This is a genomic window from Ruegeria sp. BHSC276 (assembly GCF_059612945.1).
On sequence record NZ_JBXWRP010000006.1, the window covers coordinates 65,198 to 85,231 of the forward strand.

Sequence of the window (20,034 nt, forward strand, 5' to 3'; positions counted from 1 at the left end):
ATGAATGAGAACGCAAGGACGATGGTCAAAACGGCACTGTGGATGACCGGCGCCATCGCGTCGTTTTCCTCTATGGCCGTTGCGGGGCGCGAGCTGAGCGCTGTCCACGATACGTTCGAGATCATGATGTACCGCAGCGTCGTCGGTGTGATCGTGGTCGCCACCATTCTGACGCTGACCCAAAAATGGCATCAAGTTTCGACCCGGCGGTTCGGGCTGCATCTTGTTCGTAACACGGTGCATTTCGCGGGCCAGAACCTGTGGTTCTACGCGGTCAGTGTCATTCCTCTAGCGCAGGTTTTCGCGCTGGAATTCACGCAGCCGATCTGGGTCATTCTGCTGTCGCCCCTGCTGCTGGGCGAGCGCCTGACCCCGACCCGCGCGCTGTCGGCTGTGATCGGGTTTGTCGGAGTACTGATCGTGACCCGCCCCGGCGCCACCTCGATTTCGCCGGGAGTGATGGCCGCGACAGCCTCGGCGGTTTTCTTTGCGTTGACAACGATTTCGACCAAAAAGCTGACACAGTTCGCCAGCATTGGCTGCATCGTCTTCTGGTTGACCAGCATGCAGGCGGTCATGGGGCTTGCTGCATCGGGTATCGACGGGCAGATCGCGGCGCCGACCCTGCAAACAGCGCCCTTCCTGCTGCTGGTCGGGCTGGCGGGGCTGTTGGCGCATTTCTGCATCACCAACGCGCTGGCCATCGCGCCCGCCAGCGTCGTGATCCCGTTCGACTTTGCACGTCTGCCGACGATCGCGGTTGTGGGGATGCTGTTGTATCGCGAACCGCTCAACCATTGGACACTGCTGGGAGCTGCCGTGATTTTCGGCGGTATTTTCCTAAACGTCCGAGCCGAAGGCCGTAGCAATTCTGCAACACGACATCAGGGTACACAAAACAACTAACGTTCGGTCATAGGTTGACGTTTTTTTAAACTCCGCGTGAATAGGGTTCATCGAATTCATCGCCACAAACACTCACCACAAAAGTGACGTGGCACCGGATAGTGAAAAGGGAGGAACACATGAAAAAAGCGCTGCTACAAGCGTGCGCGCTTTGCGTCGGAGCGACAGCCGTACATGCAGGCGGTATCGACCGGAGTGGTCAAGGCATCAACGTCATCTTCGAAGAAGGATCGGTGGTCCAGTTCCGCTTGGGTTACACGTCGCCCAGCGTGACCGGAACGATGCTCGGGGTGGACTCAGGAGAGGTGGCCAACAACTTCTTCACGCCCCATCTTGCATATAAGCGTGCGGTCAACGAAAGGTTGGACTTCGCGTTGATCTACGACGAACCGTTTGCCGCGGATGTCTCGTATGGCGCTAGTTATCCGTTGTCGCAGAACCCGATCCCGGGTGGCCGGACCGACGTTCTACGGGCGAAGGCGGATACCGATGCGATCACCGCTCTGTTGCGGTACAAGTTCGACGGCGGATTCAGTGCAATCGGTGGCCTGCGGATTCAACGCCTCAGTGCCAATGTCGCGGTTCCGGCCGCAGCCGGATACGAAGTTGACGCAGATGCCGATACCGCATTGGGTTACGTGGTCGGCGTGGCGTGGGAGAAACCCGAAATCGCCGCGCGTGTCGCACTGACCTACAACTCGAAGATCTCGCATGATCTGTCGCAAACGGAGTCGTTGAACCCGATCCCGGTTCCGCCGATCCCGCCCGGCACGGTCGCAAGCCTAAACAGCACCAGCGAAGTGGTTTCGCCACAGTCGGTCAACCTGGACTTCCAGACCGGTGTTGCACCAAAGACCCTGCTGTTTGGTTCTGTCCGCTGGGCGGACTGGCCGCAGACGGTGTATGACCCGCCGAACTACCCGCCGGCGAACCCACTGGTCGACTATGACGACCCGACCTGGACCTATTCGCTTGGCTTGGGCTACCAGTTCAACGAGCAGTTCTCGGGCGCCGTGACGCTTGGGTATGAATCGTCCACTGACGAGCCTGTATCCAACCTCGGCCCGACCGACGGGTTCTGGAGCATCGGCTTGGGCGGCACCTACTCGATAGAGAAGGCCAAGATATCGGCCGGGGTCCGCTATACGGATCTGGGTGATGCGATCGCCGACGGCGCTGGCCCCGGTGCGCGCGCCACATTCGAAGGCAACAGCGCCTGGAGTGTCGGCTTCCAGATCACCTATGCGCTGAACTGAAGACCGCCAAATGGTTGAAAACATGAACCCCGCCCAAGTGGCGGGGTTTTTCGCATGATCCGGGTCGTTTGCCCGGCTCTGGTGTGGAAAATGCCGGTATGAAACGACAAAAAACACTCTCACCCAGCTCCGGGGCCGAACTCTTGCTGCTGGGCCTGATCTGGGGCGGGTCCTTCCTTGCGATCCGAATCGCTCTGGATTCGGTTCCGGTAATCACCGCCGTGTTTCACCGGGTTTTCTGGGCGGCGCTGGCTCTTTGGGCCGTAGTCCTGATCCAGCGGCTGCCCGTGCCGACCAGCTGGCGGGTCTGGCGCGCATTCCTGGTCATGGGGCTGCTGAATAATGCCCTACCCTTCACCCTGATGGCCTGGGGCCAGCTTCATGTGGATACCGGCCTGACCTCAATTCTGAACGCCGCCACGGCCATCTTCGGAGTTCTGGCCGCTGCGATGTTCTTTCCCGACGAGAGGCTTTCGGCGACCCGCCTGATCGGGGTGATCCTCGGATTCGCCGGCGTCTCCATCACGATTGGCATCGGCAGTCTGCTTCGCTTTGACCTGCAGAGCATGGGGCAACTGGCGATTCTGGCCGGCGCGGTATCCTATGCGATGGCGGCGGTCTGGGCGCGGCTTCACCTGTCCGGGTTGCCGCCGCAAGTCTCGGCTGCTGGTATGTTGACCGCCTCTACGGTTTTCATGCTGCCAGTCATGATGGTCGTTGACGGCCCGCCCGTCCTGTTCCCGCCCGCCGAGACGTGGCTGGCCATCGGCTATTTCGCCGTAGTGGCAACGGCCGGCGCCTATTTGCTGTATTACCGCATCCTCGCGGCGGCGGGCAGCGGCAATCTGTTGCTGGTGACGCTCATCATCCCTCCGGTGGCGATCACGCTTGGCGCCCTGGTCCGAAACGAGGCCCTTCCGCCCAACGCCTATCTGGGGTTCGGCGTTCTTGCCTTAGGCTTGACGATCCTCAGTCGATCCGGGCGGCGCGATTGACGCCGCGCGCCCTGCGTTCTAGCTAGGGCAAAACAAGGGACGGCGGAACATGATCTACGGCTCGGCACGGGAATGGCGCGAGGCTGCACGAAAGAAGGTGCTGTTTTTCGGGATGTCGGGGCTGGGCAAGACCTATGTCTCGAATATCCTGCGCGAATCCGGCGATTGGTTTCATTACTCGATCGATTACCGGATCGGTACACGCTATATGGGAGAATACATCACCGACAACGCCAAGGCCGAGGCGATGAAGGTGCCGTTTCTGCGCGATCTGCTGCTGACCGATTCCATCTATATCGGCTCGAATATCTCGTTCGAGAATCTGACCCCCGTGTCCGCCTATCTGGGCAAGCCCGGAAACCCGGACCTGGGCGGCCTGCCCATGCCCGAATACCGGCGCCGGCAGGAACAGTTCCGGCTGGCCGAGATCCACGCCCTGCTGGACACCGAATATTTCATCGACCGCGCGCAGCGGTTGTACGGTTATCCGCATTTCATCTGCGATACGGGCGGGTCGATCTGTGAATGGGTCGATCCCGATGACCCGGCGGATCGCGTGCTATCGGAACTGTCGCACCATACGCTGATGATCTGGATCAAGGGCGACGACGCGCACACCGCCGAATTGATCCGTCGCTTTGACAAGGCCCCCAAGCCCATGTCCTACCAGGCCGAATTCCTAACGCGCGTCTGGCGGGACTACCTGGATCGGCACGGCTGCGCCGAGGCTGACGTGAACCCCGATGACTTCATCCGCTGGACCTATGCCCAGGCGCTTGCGCATCGCCAACCGCGGTATCGGGCGATGGCGGAAAACTGGGGCGTGACCGTCACTGCCGACCAGATCGGACAGGTACGCGATGCCGGTGATTTCGACGAGTTGATCGAACGCACCCTTGAGGCCCGCCGGGCCGCGTCCTAACTAGAGCCTCTCACCGGACCAACCAGAAGTTTGAGCCATGCCCATCAAGATCCCCTCTGACCTGCCCGCCTTTGACGTCCTGACCAAGGAAGGCGTCATGGTCATGGCCGAGGATCAGGCCATGCGGCAGGACATCCGGCCGCTGAAGATCGGGCTGCTGAACCTGATGCCGAAGAAGATCCAGACGGAAAACCAGTTCGCGCGGCTGATCGGGGCAACCCCGCTTCAGATCGAACTGTCGCTGATCCGGATGACCGAACATCAGACCAAGAACACCGCCGCCGAGCACATGGAAGAGTTCTATCGCCCTTTCCAGGAGGTCAAGGACCAGAAATTCGACGGGCTGATCATCACCGGCGCCCCGATCGAACATCTGGATTTCACCGACGTGACCTATTGGGATGAACTGACTGAGGTGTTCGACTGGACCCAGACCAACGTGCATTCCACATTTGGCGTCTGCTGGGGCGGGATGGCGATGATCTACCACTTCCACGGGGTCCGAAAGCATATGCTTCCGGCCAAGGCTTTCGGCTGTTTCCGGCATCGCAACCTTGCGCCTGCCTCGCCGTTTCTGCGCGGCTTCTCGGATGACTGCGTGATCCCCGTCAGCCGCTGGACCGAGGTGCGACAGGGCGAGATCGACGCCGCCCCCGGCCTGACCACCCTGTTGGGCAGTGACGAGGTCGGCCCCTGCCTGGTCGAGGACCCCGCACACAGGGCTCTGTATATCTTCAACCATTTCGAATACGACAGCGACACACTGAAACAGGAATATGACCGCGACGTCGCCAACGGTACGCCGATCAACGTTCCGATCAACTATTACCCCGACGACGATCCCAGCCGGACTCCGCAGAACCGCTGGCGCAGCCACGCGCATCTTCTGTACGGGAACTGGATCAACGAGATCTACCAGACCACCCCGTTCGACATGAACGAAATTGGCCGTTAAGGCGCTGATACTGTTCACCGCGGCCGCTGCAACGCTGGCGGCGGTGACCCTCTGGCTTGCGGCCCAGCGGGAATCCCGAGCCCTGGCCGACTTCCCGCCCGAGGGGCAAATCTTGGACATCGACGGTATCGCCGTCCATGCGGTGGTCATGGGTCAGGGGCCTGACGTCGTGCTGATACATGGCTCCAGCGGCAACACCCGCGACATGACCTTTGCGCTGGCACCGATACTGGCCAGGTCTTTTCGTGTCATCGTGTTCGACCGACCCGGCCTTGGATATTCGCAAAGCTTCAATCCTGCCGGCGAAACCATCGTCGAACAGGCGGACATCCTGCAAAGGGCCGCGGCCCGGTTGGGGGCTGACAAACCCATCGTCGCGGGGCAAAGCTATGGCGGTTCGGTCGCCCTTGCCTGGGCGGTGACGCGACCGGAAGATATTTTGGCTCTGGTCCTGATCGCCCCGGCAGCGGTGCCATGGGAAACCCCGCTGGATTCGTTCAATGGCGTCTCATCGACGGCCTGGGGCAGCGCAGTGCTCTTGCCTTTGATTACCGCTTTCGTGCCGGACTGGTATGTCGAAAAAGCGCTGGGTACCGTGTTTTCCCCGCAAAAGACGCCTGCAGGCTATGCCCAGCATTTCGGTCCCGGTCTGACATTGCGCCGCGCATCCATGCACGCCAATGCCAAACAGCGCGCCAACTTGCTGGATGAAGTCACGAGACTCGAACCGCGCTATCCTGAAATTTCGGCCCCGACCGAGATCGTCCACGGCACTGCCGATACCACCGTGGGGCTGGACTGGCACTCGCGGCGCCTGCGCGATCGGATACCGGGCGCCGAGTTGATCGAACTGCAGGGCATCGGCCACATGCCACAGGTCGTCGCCGCGTCCGAGGTGGCCGCAGCCATCGAGCGGGCAGCGCACCGTGCCGGTTTGCGTTAGCCCGGGCAGCAAGCCATAGTGACCTGTGAACAGTGTTACGAGGCGCTTCATGACCGAAACCCAAAAAGGGGCAATCAACGACTATTACCGCAAGTCCGCACCCAAAGATGTCCGCGAGGCGATCCAGAATGCTGGCCGCGGCGACATCCTGTCTCCAACCTACCCCTACCGACAGAAGATGAAGCGCAAAGACTATGACCGGCAGATGGACGCGCTGCAGATTGAACTGGTCAAGCTGCAGGCCTGGGTCAAGAAAACCGGTCAACGTGTCGCCATCATCTTCGAAGGGCGCGACGCCGCGGGCAAGGGAGGAACCATCAAACGGTTCCGCGAAAATCTCAATCCGCGCGGCGCAAGGGTCGTGGCGCTCAGCAAACCGTCGGATGCCGAACGCAGCCAGTGGTATTTCCAGCGCTACATTTCGCACCTGCCCTCGGCCGGAGAGCTCGTTTTTTTTGACCGCAGCTGGTACAACCGCGGCGTGGTCGAAAACGTCTTTGGCTTTTGCACCCCGGACGAGCGAGAGCGCTTCTTTAGACAGCTTCCGGGGTTGGAGGAAGGTCTGGTCAACGACGGCATCCGCCTGTTCAAGTTCTGGCTGAACGTTGGTCGGGCCGAACAACTCAGGCGCTTTCTGGACCGCGAAAACGACCCGCTGAAATACTGGAAGCTCAGCCCCATCGACATCGCCGGCCTTGGCAAGTGGGAGGACTACACCCAATCCATCCACGAAACTCTGACCCGATCGCATTTCAACCACTGCCCCTGGACCATCATCCGCGCGGACGACAAAAAGCGCGCCCGGCTGGCCGCGATCCGAACGGTTCTGGCGGGGTTGGACCATGACGAAAAAGATCTCGACACCGTCGGCGCCCCCGATCCCCTGATCTGCGGAGGCCCGGACATCTGGGATGCATGACGACCCGCGCGGCCATGCCGCAGCGGTGGATTCCTGCCGATCGACACCATATACCCGTTAGGCAAAAGACAAAAGAAACACAGGCATTCGAGGCCGGTATGACCAAGCGCGGCTATCACCACGGGAACCTCAAGCAGGCGCTGATCGAGGCGGCCCTGTCCCTGATCGAGGAAAAGGGCCCGACCGGCTTTACCCTGTCCGAGGCCGCCAAGACCGCCGGGGTGACGCCGGCCGCTGTCTATCGCCACTACCACGGGCGCGAAGACCTGATCGCCGAGGCTGCGCGCCAGGGCTTCGAGATGTTCGCCGACCTGATGCAACACGCCTATGACAAGGGGCAGCCGTCGGCGCTTGCCGCGTTCGAGGCGACCGGCCGGGCCTATCTGGCCTTTGCCCGCAAGCATCCCGGTCACTACATCGCGATGTTCGAAAGCGGCATATCCCTGAACCGCACGCCCGAGCTGGCGATGGCCGCAAACCGTGCGAAATCCGTACTTGAACAGTCAGCCGCCGACCTGTCACAACACATCCCACCCGAGAAACGCCCACCCGCCTCGATGTTCAGCGCGCATATCTGGGCCATGAGCCACGGCGTGGTCGAACTCTATGCCCGCAACACGGGCGCGTCCTCGCCCTTCCCGCCCGAGGACCTTCTGGAAACCGGGATTGGCATCTATCTGCGCGGTCTGGGGCTGGTGCCCCCGGACGATTGATCACGGCATCCGGCCGGACCGGGATACGTTCAGCCGCGAACTGACATTGATCAGATCCATCCGCCCCATGCCCTTGATTTCGACCGCCCCGAGATCGGCGATCTGGAATTCGTCGATCAGGGCGTATTTCATCTCTTCCGGCGCGACGATGTTCATGGGGTTGGCAAAAACCTGAAGCCGAGATGCGATGTTCACAGCCGGCCCGAAGACATCATAGACGTATTTCTGCACCCCCACGACCGACCCCACCGCCGGACCGATGCCCAGGCCTATGCGCGCCTGCCATTTATGCGGATGGCTTTCATTGCGCCGGTCGAGATATCGCAGAAACCGCACCGCGCAATGCGCCACCGCCGTCGCGTGATCGGGCGTTGCATCCGGCATTCCCGACACCGCCAGGTAGGCATCGCCGATCGTCTTGATCCGCTCGCAGCCGAATTGCTCGACGATCCGGTCGAAGGCGGTAAAGATGTCGTTCAGTTCGCTCAACGTGACCGTGGGGTCGGTCCGGGCCGCAAAATCGGTGAACCCGACAAAGTCCAGCATCACAACCGACACCTGATCGAACAGCTGCGGTGTCACCACCCCGAAGGTCTTGAACTCCTCGTAGACGGATCGCGGCATCAGGTTCAGCAGCAACCGCTCGACCCGCTCCTTTTCGCGCTCTAATTCGCGCGTGTTGCGCTCGACCATGGTCGAGTAGCTGTCGATCATACTTTCAAGTTCGCGGATCCGAGTGATGTTCTGGCATTCGACCACTAGAATCTGCTCGTCTATCCCGTTGGCCAGCGACACCGAGACGGCGAAAATCAGCGTACGGCGTTTAGGCTTGATTTTCAGCTCGGCCGAATAGCGCAGCCCTGATTGCTTGACGTCATCCAGTTCGCGCCCGTCCAGATCGGGCAGCAGGTCCAGCAGGGTCTGATCGGCGGCTGGTGTTCCGAACCATTCGGCAAAAGGCCCGTTGTGGAAGATGAAGGTCAGATCCGAAGCCCGCAATACCGCAACGCCGACTCCGATGGCCCGCAGCAATTGTTCGTTTATGGCCTGGATGCTCATGCCGCGTTTCGGGCGACGATGATCCCCCGTTTGCCCTCGATGGCGGCAATGGCGGCCTCCACGTCTTCATCCGACATGCCGTGCATCGACAGGGCCTGCGCGAACAAGGCGGCCATCGCGTCGAAATCCGAATGACTGATACCTAGGTGGCGGTGAACCGCCTCGATCCGGTCATCGCTGAACGAGGCCGGGCCGCCAACCAACGAAGACACGAACTTGGTCTGGTGGTCGATCAGGCGCGGCATGTCGATGTCTTCGAAATAGTCGCCGATCTCGTCGGACTCCAATGCCATTTCATAAAACGACATCACGATCCGGCTTATCGTTTTGAATCCGCCGTATTTTTCATAAATCGTCTGAACCACGGCGCGACCTCATACCAACTCAAACATTCTCGCAGTGTAATCTCATCCCGAGAGTATTGCGAATTGTTTTGAGCAAATCAGCGTTTTAGCGCACACAAAACCAGCGAATCTACAGCGGCGCGACCCGAACCGGCCTTAAGAGTTCAGACCTCAAGATCGTCGGCGCAGGGAACCAGACCGACATAGCCGCCCCGTTTCAAAAGCCGGGACTGCCCCCCTGCCCGCCAGTACAGCTTGCGCCCCGCAGCCTTCAGCTCGCGCGCAACCCGGAACCAGGTCGGCCCTTTGTCCAGCCCGCTGTTGATGCGCACGTCCTGCTCTCGTTCGCTGGTCTTGATGACGGTCTGAGTGTCCAACTGCGACTGAACCGCCTGGACACACACGGCTGGAAAACATTGATACATGGCCCAATCCGGGCGCGGAATGGTCAGAAAGTCATCCAGATGGTCCGAGTATTCCTCGGACCATTCCAGCAGTTTGCGGCATCCTTGCTGCGACACGACATATGCCGCCGCACTGGCAACCATCTCCAATATCTCGCGCACCGCCACGCCACCAATGTCCCTGCTGGGGCCGAATCGGCGCACGCGCGGCCAATAGTCGAGCTTGACGTAGTCGAATTTGTCGGCGTTCTGGACCAGAGATTGAAGGACATCGGCCGTCACATCGGACAGTTGGACATCATCCTCAAATGCGACCACGGCCGGCAGCCCTCTGTCGGCTCCGATTTGCCATATCCTTCGGTGGCTTTCGAAGCACCCGATCTCACTCAGCTTGAGCCCCCACCGGCTGCCGCTGCCGGGCACATAGCGCGCGGAATTCAGCGCCCCCGGCTGGCTGGCATCGGTCGCGCTGAGACGGTGTGCCCCGGCCAATCCGGCTCGCGCGAACTCGGCCTCCATGAAGGCACGGCGTTCCGGTACGCGATCAAGGTTGATGTAATAGATGCTGTCGGCCACCGAGTGGTCAGGCGTATGCACTGGGGTTCCCTTCCTGCTGGACGTACGACCTAGCCCTTACCGTCAATACCTGCCGCTCGTCCAGCGTTCAGGGGTTTGCTTGCAGAAGGCAATATCGCTCCGTTTTCTGCCCAGCACCTTGGCAAAAGCTTGGAATTCAGGAATTTGCATACTTACAATGGAAGTAGTTTAGCTACACCTCAAAAGGGGCTAACCATTGTCCGCAACTCACGAAAATCGTCCGGGATGGGGTATACGCCAAACGGATGGTCGTTTGGTTCATGTCAGCGACGTGCGGAACGGCTCAGATTGCGGATGTCTATGCCCTACCTGCAAGTCACCCCTGATCGCGCTTCAGGGCAAGCATCGGGTATGGCACTTCGCCCATGCATCAAAAGTGAACTGCGAGAGCGCTGGCGAAACCGCACTACATTTAGCCGCAAAACAAGCCCTAAAAGACCTGAAGGGGAAAGTTCTCATTCCGGAAGAAATCATTCGCAAGGCAGGCTGGCCCGCCCCAAACGAGTTGGCAAACGGGCCCATCGCGAAACTGAACGAACTAATGACGCATTCCTTTCCTGAACGTATTGCATCGGAGTCCAATGTCCGCATCGAGCCACAAGACTGGGTACACCAGGGGTTTCGGCCTGATGCGGTTCTGGAGTTGAACGGCGTCCAGTTGTTCATTGAAATTCGTGTCACGCATGAGGTCGATCAACCGAAACGGGAACGAATGCGAAGAATGGGAATTGGCGCCATAGAGATTGACCTCTCGGACGCAGATCGCCACGTCTCACCAAATGAACTAACACGGCTAATAAAGTTACAGGCACCACGCAAGTGGCTGGTCACTGGGCGGACGGAGACTCGGGAGAGATGGGAAAAAGAATTCACGAAGAGATTGAGAGCTGGAGCCTCACGGCTCAACGACATGGTTCCGCGTAAATTGACTCCTAAATTCTACGTCAATGCCTGTCCGCGGAGAAACGAACCAGACTTTGAATCTGTTTATGTCTACAAGTGTTTAGATTGCAAATATTGTGGAGGGCAAATTCCCGACTTCGTGGATACACCACTTTGGAACATGCTTGATTACCGGCTACGGCATTCGGCAGAAGCCTCAGTTCTATGTTCTCACAGAGGCAACTCCAGCAATATTCCAACAGAGATGCAAAAGGAATACGTTCGCCAACTCGCACACAACGATTTGGAGCGGGAAGGAGGCCTGACCAAATGTCTTCCCAATGGTTGGGAAAAAGACAAGAAGTTTTGCTCAGATTTCATTTCCGCGCATCCTGACTGCAAAAAGTGTGGTAGGAAGATGGCTCTACGGACGAACAAAAAAGAACAACTCTTCTGGGGGTGCAGTTTATATCCGCAATGCAGGGGAATATTCCCATTCGATTCGAATACACCATTGGCGTCGATCTTAAAGTCGCACGAGCAAAAACGACGCGCTGCACTCCGGGAACATGAGAAAATCTGTGCTGAGAAGCCGATTCTGCGAAGACCTCCAGCTGACGATACTTCGCTATCGCATAGAGCGATGCCTTCTTCTCCCCGGCCCGTGAAACGGTAGCAAAATAGATTTCTCAAATTTACAACAGCGGCCTGCGACGCAATCTGACATTCAAGCGTCACGCAAAAACCTCTAGGTTCGGCTCAGAACAGGCATTCCGTGCCAACGCCCCCTTGGGTATCAACGCTATTGACCGAGTTTGCCAAATGTTGCTTTGTCCGCAGACTATTAGTTGGGCGGGTCTTGTCGCAGCATCGAGACCCCACTTCGGGGGTCGGCTCAGGGCCGGAAAATCTAGAGTCGTACTGTCCGGCAAGGGAATGTATTGGCAGCCAAGCTTTGTCTTTACACAACTTGGCATGGCCTGCTTTCGGGGGTGGGGGAATTGGGGGACGAATAGAAATTAGCCCGCCAATATCACAATAATATCAGATGGATGAAGAGAAATAGTGGCGGAGAGACAGGGATTCGAACCCTGGAGACGGTTTCCCGCCTACACACTTTCCAGGCGTGCGCCTTCGACCACTCGGCCACCTCTCCGTGCCGAGGATATTTGGACCAATGAATCAGGATTTGCAAGGCCCGATTGAACGCAAATCACATGCATCTCAGCCGGACCAAAAATTTCCGACGTTGTTGATGAACAACACAACCCATTCTTTGGGCCCGGACACCGAGCCTTCAGGTTTTGACGTCTCCCTCGGACTTGTGGGCACCGTCTGACAATCCATCCGGCGAAGCCTTTCCTTGACTCGGCTCGCACTCGACTTCGGGCGCATTGACACCAGCCCCAGGCGCTCCGACCAATGTCTCGGGATTGCGCAACCAGACATCCCGTTGGGCAAAGGGAATTTCGATCCCCTCCTCGGCGAATCTGCGATTGATTTCGTGGTTCATTTCGGACTTTACCGCCACCACCCAATTCACATCGCGGATGATCGCGCGGATCTCGAAATCAAGCGAGTCTGCCCCGAACCCGACAAAGTAGATGTTGGGCGTCGGGTGCGACAGGACCATCGGATGCTGGTTTGCCACCTCGCGCAGGATCTTCTCGACCTTGGCGGTATCCGTGCCATAGGCCACTCCGACCGGAACGATGACCCGCCCGATGGTGTTGCCGCGGGTATAGTTCGTGACCACCCCGCTGATCAGGTCCGAGTTGGGGATGATGACATCGGTCCGATCAAAGGTCTCGATCCGGGTCGAGCGGACTGAAATATCGCGGACGTATCCGGTCATGCCGTTCACGTCGATCCAGTCGCCCTGCGAGATCGGGCGCTCGATCAAAAGAATGATCCCGGAAACGAAGTTCGACACGATGGTCTGCAGGCCGAAACCGATACCGACCGACAACGCCCCGGCCACGATCGCCAACGAAGACATGTCAAAGCCTGCGACCACAATGGCGACCAACGCCGCCACGAAAATACCGACATAGCCCGTTCCGGCCACGACAGCGGCCTGCCCTCCAGCGTCGAGCCCGGTCTTGGGCAGAAGCGATCCGCGCAACGTGCCTTGCAAGAGGCGGGTCAGCATGTAGCCGATCACGAAGACGGCCACGAAAGTCAGGAAATTGGACGGCGAGATTGTCACGCCACCAATGTCGAAGCCCAGCATGATCCGCGACCAGACCTCGATCAGGTCGGTCTCCCGCGCGCCCCAGTACAGCGCCAGGACTGGCAGCGCCAGAACAGCAAGAACGAACCCGACTAGAACCGAGAACAGCGAGTCGCTCGCCCCGTCCTGCTGGCCGGTCAGCCAGCCATATAGCGATGTCACGAAACGCTGGAAGATCACCAGGGCCGCAATCAGAATAAGCGTCTTGACCGCCGGGAATACAACCGCAACGGCCGCGTTGGTATAACCCAGCGCAGCAAGCAATGGTCCGGTGGCCCCCAACAAAAACATGAGACGCCGAAGAAGCTCGACGATCTGCGCAAATCCCCGGCCCCGCTCCGAAGTCTGTTCATCGGAATCTCGACCATCACCGCCACCACGGATATGCCGAGCTCGCAATAATAGCAGACCGGTAATCAGAATGATGGGAAAGTTAACCACCGCGCGGGTCGCGTCGGAGATGTTTTCGATCCGACCGAACAACTGCGCCAGTTCGTGCAAAATCAGCATCACGGCTAACAGGTCGATGTAAAGCCGCAGTTCAGCAACCTTGCCTTCCGGCAGGGCCAAGGCACCATCGGCCTCGCTCATCGAAAGTATCTGACGTCCGATCCAGTCGTAGAACAGAATGATCGCGGCCCAATAGGGAACTTCCTGGATCAGCAAAGCGCCGCGAAACCCTGGAACGCCGGTCATCGACACGGCCTGGATGAGAAAAACGACCCCCATCCACGGGAAGATGATCCGAAACAGCGAAACGATGAAGGTCCACACGCCACGCCCCGCACCGCCAAAGCGCCGCAGATAATCGCCGGCCCTCTCTGACCAGCGACGCCCAAACAGCAGTAGTACCAGCGCCAAAATGACCAGCGTCAGAATGGCCGGAGCATCATTGCGCATTCTTTCACGAACGACTGCTGACCGAAGGTTCGCCTTGGTTTCGTTGACCAGGCTGTGCCCGGCCTCGCTGACCGCCTCCCAGGCAGGTACCCAGTACGCGGGATTGAGCGGCGACGGCCCACGCGTCAAAAGCTGCGTACGCTGCCGCTCTCGAATGATCGCGTCAATTTCGCTGATCAATCCATTGGCGCGACTGAAGGCTTCCTCGCTGATGATCCGCGGGATCTTCAGCTTGTTGATCTGACTTTCCAAGTGGGACCGCAGCTGTGCTATCTGCTCTGGTTCCTCCGAGCCATCCTCGGGCGCCGGCCCAAGCGCATTGAGCTGTGCTTCGAGTGTTTTCAAACGATCGGTGTTTGCCGTCCGTGCCTTATTGAAGTCCTCCCTGTAAGCATTTATTTCTGCTCTCAAATTTTCGAATGCGGCATTCGAAGCACGGCGCGCCTCAATGACGTTTTCAGCGCGCTCGGCTGTGCTAAGCCATTTCTTGTAATACTCGCTCTGCGTGTCACTCAGCTGGGCAGATGCACCGCCGACCAGACTCAGCACAAGCACAAAGGCAAGTGCCAGCAGATGTTGCAGGTGCCTGACCATCAGACGTCTTCGAACACGCCGGGGATGCTGCGGGGCGCCTCGGTCATCCACTCGGGGACGGGCAGCTCTTTTTCCCGCAGGAATTCGGGGTTGAACAGTTTGGACTGATAGCGCGTGCCATAGTCGCACAAGACCGTGACGATCGTGTGCCCAGGCCCCATTTCGCAGGCCAGCCGGACCGCGCCGGCGATGTTGATCGCGGTCGAGCCGCCCATCACCAACCCCTCTTCGCGAAGCAGGTTGAACACATAGGGCAGCGCCTCGGTATCGCTGATCTGGTAGGCATGGTCCGGATTGAACCCTTCCAGATTCTTGGTGATGCGCACCTGCCCGATCCCTTCCGCGATCGAACTGCCCTCCATCGCGATTTCGCCGGTCGTGTAATAGGAATATAGCCCCGCGCCCAGCGGATCGGCCAACCCGATGGTCACACCCTTGGGCTGCAGCGCCTCGGCCACGCCGGCCAGCGTTCCGCCCGAGCCCACGGCACAGATGAACCCGTCGACCTTGCCTTCGGTCTGCTCCCAGATCTCGGGGCCGGTGGTTTCCACATGGGCCTGACGGTTGGCTACGTTGTCGAACTGGTTGGCCCAAATCGCGCCATTGGGTTCGGTCTTGGCCAGTTTCTCTGCCAGGCGGCGCGAATAGTGGACAAAGTTGTTAGGGTTCCGGTACGGAGCAGCCGGCACCTGGACCAGTTGCGCGCCGGCAAGGCGCAACATGTCCTTTTTTTCTTCCGACTGTGTTTCGGGGATCACGATCACCGTCTTGAACCCCATCGACGCCCCGACCAACGCCAGCCCGATCCCGGTGTTTCCGGCCGTGCCTTCGACGATGGTTCCCCCTGGTTTCAGCTCGCCACGGGCGATGGCATCGCGAATGATGTAGAGCGCGGCCCGGTCCTTGACCGACTGACCGGGATTCATGAACTCGGCCTTGCCCAGAATTTCACATCCGGTTTCCTCGCTGACCCGGCGGAGGCGGATCAACGGGGTTTTTCCAACTGCGTCGGCAAGATCTCGTGCTATGCGCATGGCGCCCTCATGTCATTTGGCATCATTGCAGGCATACAGGTGCCCGGCTCCGACGACAAGCGGCGATGCTCAGTCGCGCAACCGATCCCGATGGCGCGCCAGCCAATGCGCCACCACCAACAACGGCATGTCCTTGAAGCCGTGGCGGTCGACCTGGCCGATGAACGCGTCATATGGCAGGATCCGGCTGCGGATGTCCTCGCCCTCGGCCGTCACACCGCCATTGGCCGCCGGATCGGTCAGATCGCACAGGCCCACATACAGATGGACGAATTCGGTCGACGACCCGGTCGAGGAATAGGCCCCGCCGGCGTATTCCAGCCGATACGGCGACACCCCCGCCTCCTCCACCGTCTCCCGCAGCGCCGTCTGTTCAGGCGTCTCACCGGGGTCGATCATGCCGGCCACCGGTTCCCAGACCCATGGCTCGGGGTCGTCGATCAGATAGACGGGCGGGCGGAACTGTTCGACCAGCAGAACGCAGTTGCGGACCGGATCATATGGCAGGACGACCACGGCACCGCCCTGCATCAAGGCGCTGCGGTTCAGAACCGGCCCCATCGTGCCGTCATGGCGGCGATGCTGAAGGTCGATCTCGTCGACACCGAAATAGTTGACGTAGGCCCGGTGGTGCCGGTGAACGATCACGTCCTTGCGAATGTCGCGCGGATCTCCGGTACGGCGTTTTCGGGCCGCAAGCCGGGCCCAGGCCCGGGTTCGGATGGCCGGAAAGCTTTCGGCGATGTCGACGGCATCGATCCGGCCGTACCAGCTCATGACCTCGTCAGCGGCCAGCAGGGTCATGGGTCCCCATCGGGCAACCCACTGGTCCAGCGACCATGGCGCACCCGGTGTCCACCGTCCGGCGTCAGGAAAGAACACCTGGACCGGCACCAGCGTGCCATCGTCGCACTGCACCTCGCAATCTCGCAGATCGAACTCAAACCCGCCCTCGTAGAAGGCCAGCCGGTCCAAGTCCAACGCCTGCAGACCTTGCACAAGCAGCCCCTCGGCCGCTTGTCCAGCTTCGGGCACGATCATCGGAAAGGGCTGCCCTTCTGCGCAACGCACGGCGTGGTCGCTCAGGCGGGCCGGCCGAACCGCCAGCGCATCCCCGCACCGGCCCAGCACACGTTCGAGCAGCGGCAAGTGGCGCAGCGTGCCGTAGAAAAACAGATCTGTCATGTTGTCAGGACCTTCAACCAGAGCTCAGTTCCACCGACGCGACGCTTCTTCGGTGAACAGCCCCGACAGGATGGCCCCGAAGGCCAGGGTTGCAATGATTTCCGGATAGATCAGCTCTTGCCCGAACTCGACACCCAGCTGGAAAATCGCAAGCAACGCTTCGAACGGTCCGTCATACCGGTGGCGCATCGCCAGACGAAACATCTCGTAGGTGCCTTGCACGAAAAGCCCCCAGAAAACCAGCGAAACCACCCCGGTCAGCCCGTTGTTGATCGCGGCCGTCCACCCGTGACCGGCGCGCTTGCCCATGATCACCCAGCCGCACAGAAACCCGAGTATGACGTTGACATAGGTGAAATAGCCATAATCCTTGCCCTCCTCTCCGTTGTCCATGATCATTCCGGATACCAGAAAGGCCACGACCACAAGGCAGATCGCGGCAACCAGGCGTGAGGCGGTGGGCATTTGTCTTTTCCGTGCTTTAGTTCGGTTTTGCTATGGTGATCTGTGTCACATCGCAATTGCCGGTGTCAAAGGCCGCGCCGCAGGCCGTCAAATAATAATTCCACATGCGGCGGAAACGCTCATCAAAGCCCATGGCCGCGATCTGGTCCCATTTTTCGTTGAACGTGTCGTACCAACGGCGCAGCGTCAGGTCATAGCTCGGCCCGAATTCCTTCGATCGCACAACCTGCAGGCCCGCCTGAGCGATCTGCGCGCGCAGAACCGTCGGCGACGGCAGCATGCCGCCCGGAAAGATATATTTCTGGATGAAATCCACACCGTTCTTGTAAACCTCCCAGCGCCGGTCGGCGACAGTGATGATCTGCAAGGTCGCCTGAGCTCCCGGCTTCAGCCGCTCGCGCACGGTTTCAAAATAGACGGGCCAATATTTCTGCCCGACGGCCTCGAACATCTCGATCGAGGCAATGCCGTCGTATTGCCCACGTTCGTCGCGATAGTCCTGCAGCTTGAGCTCGACCCGGTCTGACAACCCCGCTTTTTCAATCCGTTGACGTGCGTACTTCAACTGCTCCTGACTGATCGTTAACCCCGTCACGCGCAGGCCGCGCTCCTTTGCGGCGTATTCAGCGAACCCGCCCCAGCCGCATCCGATCTCAAGCACATGGTCCCCTGGCTTTACACCCATCTCATCGACCATGCTGGCATATTTCGCGATCTGCGCCTTTTCCAGACTTTCCTGCCCGGTCTCGAACAGGGCGCTGGAATAGGTCATCGTTTCGTCCAGCCAGGCGGCGTAGAAATCATTGCCCAGATCATAATGGTACGAAATATTCTTGCGGGCCTGTTTCCGGTGATTGCGCTGCAGCCAGAACCGCAGCTTCTCATAGGCCTGCACCAGAAACTTACCGGTGAAATCGTCGTAGACCGTCTCGGTGCCCAAATGCACCAGATCCATGAAGGAGCGCAGATCGGGCGTGCTCCACCCGCCTTCCAAGTAGGCGTCGGAAAAGCCAAGCTCGCCTTCTCGGATCAGGCGCGCGAACACGTCGGGGTCATGAATGTCCACTCGCGCAACCGGTCCGGGTTTGGCGCCTTCGCTGCGAAACACGCGCCCGTCGGGCAAGCTGATATCCAGCCGGCCGGACTCCATCTTTCCGAGCATCTTGAAGACTTGGGCAAAATATCTGGGCAGGTTTTTCTGCCCCTCGGTGGTGGTCAAGATCATCCGCGCTCCCCTTTGCGGTATTCGGGTCAGGCTAGGTCGCGAAAGCGTTTCTGGCAAGTTTTCAGTTCCTTACTGGTTTTTTTGGCCTTCATACGCGGCCAACGCCCGTTCGCGGCCGACCTTCAGATCGACGACCGGCCGCGGATAGGCGTCGTTGGGACTCAGGTTCCACGACCGGGGAATGGCTTCGAAATATGACAGGGCGGTCTCCGGCGGGGCGCTCTGACCCTCGGCCACCCAACGCCGCACATAGGCGCCTTTTGGGTCGAACTTCTCGGCCTGGGACTGCGGGTTGAAAATACGGAAGAAGGGCGCGGCGTCCGGCCCTGAACCCGCCACCCATTGCCAGCCCATCGCGTTCGAGGCGGCATCCCAGTCGACCAGGCAGTCGGCAAACCAGTCCATCCCGATTTTCCAATGCGTCATCAGGTGCTTGGTCAGATAACTTGCCACAATCATCCGCGCCCGGTTGTGCATCCGCCCGGTCACATACATCTCGCGCAGCCCGGCATCGACGATCGGTATGCCCGTGCGCGCAGTCATCCAGGCCCGAACCTCGGGCGTCTCGATGTCCTCGTTCCAGGGAAAGCCGTCCCATTCCGGTCTCCAGTTCCGCGTCAGCAGATGCGGCGTGTGGTACATCAGGTGATAGGCGAACTCTCGCCAGACCAGTTGCCGCAGAAAGGCGTCAGCGCCGGTCGAGCCGATCAGGGCCGCGCCCTTCACCCTGTGCCAGACCGTTCGGGGGCCGATTTCGCCCAGCGCAAGGTATTCGGACAGGTACGATGTTCCGTCATCCGCCAAAGCGTCGCGCTGCGCCGGATAAGCGTCCAGCCGCTCCATGAAGGCGTCAAGCCGCGCCTCGGCGGCTGTCTCTCCGGCCTGTACATGCTGCCCGACGATCCCGGCGCCCCGCCGCATGGCGTGCCCGAGGCCCCAATCGTCCAGCTGTTCGGACGCGGGCCAGTCTGACGGCGCAGCCAGCCGCTCGGGGGCCGGATCCGGCGAGGGGACGTCCCGCTGCGCCACCCCGCGCCACATCGGTGTGAATACCCGAAAGGGCTTCCCGGTCTTGGTGGCCACTGTCCACGGCTCGAACAGAAGGTGCCCCGGAAAGGATTTTGCGGTCAGGCCCAATTCCGTCAGCGCCGATTTGATACCCGTGTCCCGCGCGATCGCGTCCGGGTCATAGGCCCGAGACCAATAGACCTCGCGCGCGCCCGTCTCGCCAATGAGAGCCTTCAGCGCGTCCAGTGGGGCCCCGCTGCGCAGGACAAGCTTGCTGCCCTTGTGTTCAAGGTTTCGCGCCAGGGCCGCCAGCCCCTGACCCAGCCGCCATTTGGGCGCCGCCCCTAGGCCCGCCACCAGTGAATCGCGAATGAACACCGGTATGATCGGCCGCCCAGACCGTACCGCGGCGCTTAGCGCCGGATGGTCCGACAGGCGCAGATCCTGCCGGAACCAGATGAGAATAGGTGACTGTTTGCTGTCCATGCTCGCCCT

The 20,034-nt window shown here is 59.9% G+C and carries 18 protein-coding genes and 1 tRNA gene; 9 read left to right on the forward strand and 10 right to left on the reverse strand.

The annotated features are described in order from the left end of the window. Positions 1–21 precede the first annotated feature (21 nt). The 8 genes from AC2FMD_RS11185 (at position 22) to AC2FMD_RS11220 (ending at position 7,609) form a co-directional block, all read left to right on the forward strand. The gene (locus tag AC2FMD_RS11185) at positions 22–906 is read left to right on the forward strand and encodes a DMT family transporter (RefSeq protein WP_496741357.1); all 885 of its coding nucleotides are present in this window, start codon (positions 22–24) and stop codon (positions 904–906) included. A gap of 119 nt (positions 907–1,025) precedes the next feature. Continuing rightward, the gene (locus AC2FMD_RS11190) at positions 1,026–2,162 is read left to right on the forward strand and encodes an OmpP1/FadL family transporter (RefSeq protein WP_496680811.1); all 1,137 of its coding nucleotides are present in this window, start codon (positions 1,026–1,028) and stop codon (positions 2,160–2,162) included. A gap of 98 nt (positions 2,163–2,260) precedes the next feature. Next, positions 2,261–3,157, forward strand: coding sequence for a DMT family transporter (locus tag AC2FMD_RS11195; protein WP_496795008.1), 897 nt, complete (start codon positions 2,261–2,263; stop codon positions 3,155–3,157). A gap of 49 nt (positions 3,158–3,206) precedes the next feature. Next, on the forward strand, positions 3,207–4,079 hold the full coding sequence (locus AC2FMD_RS11200) for an ATPase (protein ID WP_496712309.1): 873 nt from the start codon (positions 3,207–3,209) through the stop codon (positions 4,077–4,079). 37 nt (positions 4,080–4,116) lie between these two features. Continuing rightward, the gene (gene metA / locus AC2FMD_RS11205; protein ID WP_496741361.1) at positions 4,117–5,034 is read left to right on the forward strand and encodes a homoserine O-acetyltransferase MetA; all 918 of its coding nucleotides are present in this window, start codon (positions 4,117–4,119) and stop codon (positions 5,032–5,034) included. Continuing rightward, a complete protein-coding gene (locus tag AC2FMD_RS11210) occupies positions 5,024–5,977 on the forward strand; it encodes an alpha/beta fold hydrolase (protein ID WP_496680821.1) in 954 nt (317 codons plus the stop codon). Before metA ends, AC2FMD_RS11210 begins: the two co-directional genes overlap by 11 nt. A gap of 49 nt (positions 5,978–6,026) precedes the next feature. After that, positions 6,027–6,896, forward strand: a complete 870-nt coding sequence (gene ppk2 / locus AC2FMD_RS11215) for a polyphosphate kinase 2 (protein ID WP_496795009.1) — start codon at positions 6,027–6,029, stop codon at positions 6,894–6,896. A gap of 98 nt (positions 6,897–6,994) precedes the next feature. Next, the gene (locus AC2FMD_RS11220; RefSeq protein WP_496741364.1) at positions 6,995–7,609 is read left to right on the forward strand and encodes a TetR/AcrR family transcriptional regulator; all 615 of its coding nucleotides are present in this window, start codon (positions 6,995–6,997) and stop codon (positions 7,607–7,609) included. Here the strand turns inward: AC2FMD_RS11220 and AC2FMD_RS11225 are convergent, their stop codons facing one another. From AC2FMD_RS11225 to AC2FMD_RS11235, 3 genes are all read right to left on the reverse strand, one after another. Continuing rightward, complete coding sequence (locus tag AC2FMD_RS11225) at positions 7,610–8,668, reverse strand: adenylate/guanylate cyclase domain-containing protein (RefSeq protein ID WP_496795010.1); 1,059 nt, start codon at positions 8,666–8,668, stop codon at positions 7,610–7,612. Beyond that, entirely contained in the window at positions 8,665–9,033 is a 369-nt protein-coding gene (locus AC2FMD_RS11230; RefSeq protein WP_496741368.1) for a group I truncated hemoglobin, read from the reverse strand. Before AC2FMD_RS11230 ends, AC2FMD_RS11225 begins: the two co-directional genes overlap by 4 nt. A gap of 143 nt (positions 9,034–9,176) precedes the next feature. Further along, positions 9,177–10,013, reverse strand: a complete 837-nt coding sequence (locus AC2FMD_RS11235) for a glycosyltransferase family 25 protein (RefSeq protein WP_496795011.1) — start codon at positions 10,011–10,013, stop codon at positions 9,177–9,179. A 196-nt stretch (positions 10,014–10,209) separates the two neighbouring features. On the opposite strand from AC2FMD_RS11235, the gene AC2FMD_RS11240 reads away from it, so the two are divergent. Continuing rightward, the gene (locus AC2FMD_RS11240; protein ID WP_496795012.1) at positions 10,210–11,571 is read left to right on the forward strand and encodes a competence protein CoiA family protein; all 1,362 of its coding nucleotides are present in this window, start codon (positions 10,210–10,212) and stop codon (positions 11,569–11,571) included. 390 nt (positions 11,572–11,961) lie between these two features. Here AC2FMD_RS11240 and AC2FMD_RS11245 read toward each other — a convergent pair. The 7 genes from AC2FMD_RS11245 to AC2FMD_RS11275 all read right to left on the reverse strand — a co-directional run bounded on the left by AC2FMD_RS11245 (position 11,962) and on the right by AC2FMD_RS11275 (position 20,025). Beyond that, positions 11,962–12,051 (reverse strand) — tRNA-Ser (locus tag AC2FMD_RS11245). A gap of 141 nt (positions 12,052–12,192) precedes the next feature. After that, a complete protein-coding gene (locus AC2FMD_RS11250) occupies positions 12,193–14,622 on the reverse strand; it encodes a DUF3772 domain-containing protein (RefSeq protein WP_496795072.1) in 2,430 nt (809 codons plus the stop codon). Then, complete coding sequence (locus AC2FMD_RS11255) at positions 14,622–15,656, reverse strand: cysteine synthase A (protein ID WP_496795013.1); 1,035 nt, start codon at positions 15,654–15,656, stop codon at positions 14,622–14,624. The genes AC2FMD_RS11250 and AC2FMD_RS11255 overlap by 1 nt, the downstream gene beginning before the upstream one ends. Before the next feature lie 69 nt (positions 15,657–15,725). Continuing rightward, positions 15,726–16,841 (reverse strand): NUDIX domain-containing protein, encoded by a 1,116-nt coding sequence (locus AC2FMD_RS11260; protein ID WP_496795014.1) that lies wholly within the window; start codon positions 16,839–16,841, stop codon positions 15,726–15,728. A gap of 24 nt (positions 16,842–16,865) precedes the next feature. After that, complete coding sequence (locus AC2FMD_RS11265) at positions 16,866–17,252, reverse strand: TrgA family protein (protein ID WP_496680919.1); 387 nt, start codon at positions 17,250–17,252, stop codon at positions 16,866–16,868. A 70-nt stretch (positions 17,253–17,322) separates the two neighbouring features. Continuing rightward, entirely contained in the window at positions 17,323–18,531 is a 1,209-nt protein-coding gene (locus AC2FMD_RS11270) for a class I SAM-dependent methyltransferase (RefSeq protein ID WP_496680838.1), read from the reverse strand. A 69-nt stretch (positions 18,532–18,600) separates the two neighbouring features. After that, the gene (locus AC2FMD_RS11275; protein WP_496741376.1) at positions 18,601–20,025 is read right to left on the reverse strand and encodes a cryptochrome/photolyase family protein; all 1,425 of its coding nucleotides are present in this window, start codon (positions 20,023–20,025) and stop codon (positions 18,601–18,603) included. Positions 20,026–20,034: the final 9 nt, after the last annotated feature.

Bases quoted from the DNA above. Each gene is read 5' to 3' on its own strand.
- AC2FMD_RS11225 (WP_496795010.1), bottom strand. From the start codon at position 8,668: ATGAGCATCCAGGCCATAAACGAACAATTGCTGCGGGCCATCGGAGTC.
- AC2FMD_RS11260 (WP_496795014.1), bottom strand. From the start codon at position 16,841: ATGACAGATCTGTTTTTCTACGGCACGCTGCGCCACTTGCCGCTGCTC.
- AC2FMD_RS11250 (WP_496795072.1), bottom strand. From the start codon at position 14,622: ATGGTCAGGCACCTGCAACATCTGCTGGCACTTGCCTTTGTGCTTGTG.
- AC2FMD_RS11185 (WP_496741357.1), top strand. From the start codon at position 22: ATGGTCAAAACGGCACTGTGGATGACCGGCGCCATCGCGTCGTTTTCC.
- AC2FMD_RS11200 (WP_496712309.1), top strand. From the start codon at position 3,207: ATGATCTACGGCTCGGCACGGGAATGGCGCGAGGCTGCACGAAAGAAG.
- AC2FMD_RS11190 (WP_496680811.1), top strand. From the start codon at position 1,026: ATGAAAAAAGCGCTGCTACAAGCGTGCGCGCTTTGCGTCGGAGCGACA.
- metA (WP_496741361.1), top strand. From the start codon at position 4,117: ATGCCCATCAAGATCCCCTCTGACCTGCCCGCCTTTGACGTCCTGACC.
- AC2FMD_RS11270 (WP_496680838.1), bottom strand. From the start codon at position 18,531: ATGATCTTGACCACCACCGAGGGGCAGAAAAACCTGCCCAGATATTTT.
- AC2FMD_RS11255 (WP_496795013.1), bottom strand. From the start codon at position 15,656: ATGCGCATAGCACGAGATCTTGCCGACGCAGTTGGAAAAACCCCGTTG.
- ppk2 (WP_496795009.1), top strand. From the start codon at position 6,027: ATGACCGAAACCCAAAAAGGGGCAATCAACGACTATTACCGCAAGTCC.
- AC2FMD_RS11275 (WP_496741376.1), bottom strand. From the start codon at position 20,025: ATGGACAGCAAACAGTCACCTATTCTCATCTGGTTCCGGCAGGATCTG.
- AC2FMD_RS11195 (WP_496795008.1), top strand. From the start codon at position 2,261: ATGAAACGACAAAAAACACTCTCACCCAGCTCCGGGGCCGAACTCTTG.
- AC2FMD_RS11220 (WP_496741364.1), top strand. From the start codon at position 6,995: ATGACCAAGCGCGGCTATCACCACGGGAACCTCAAGCAGGCGCTGATC.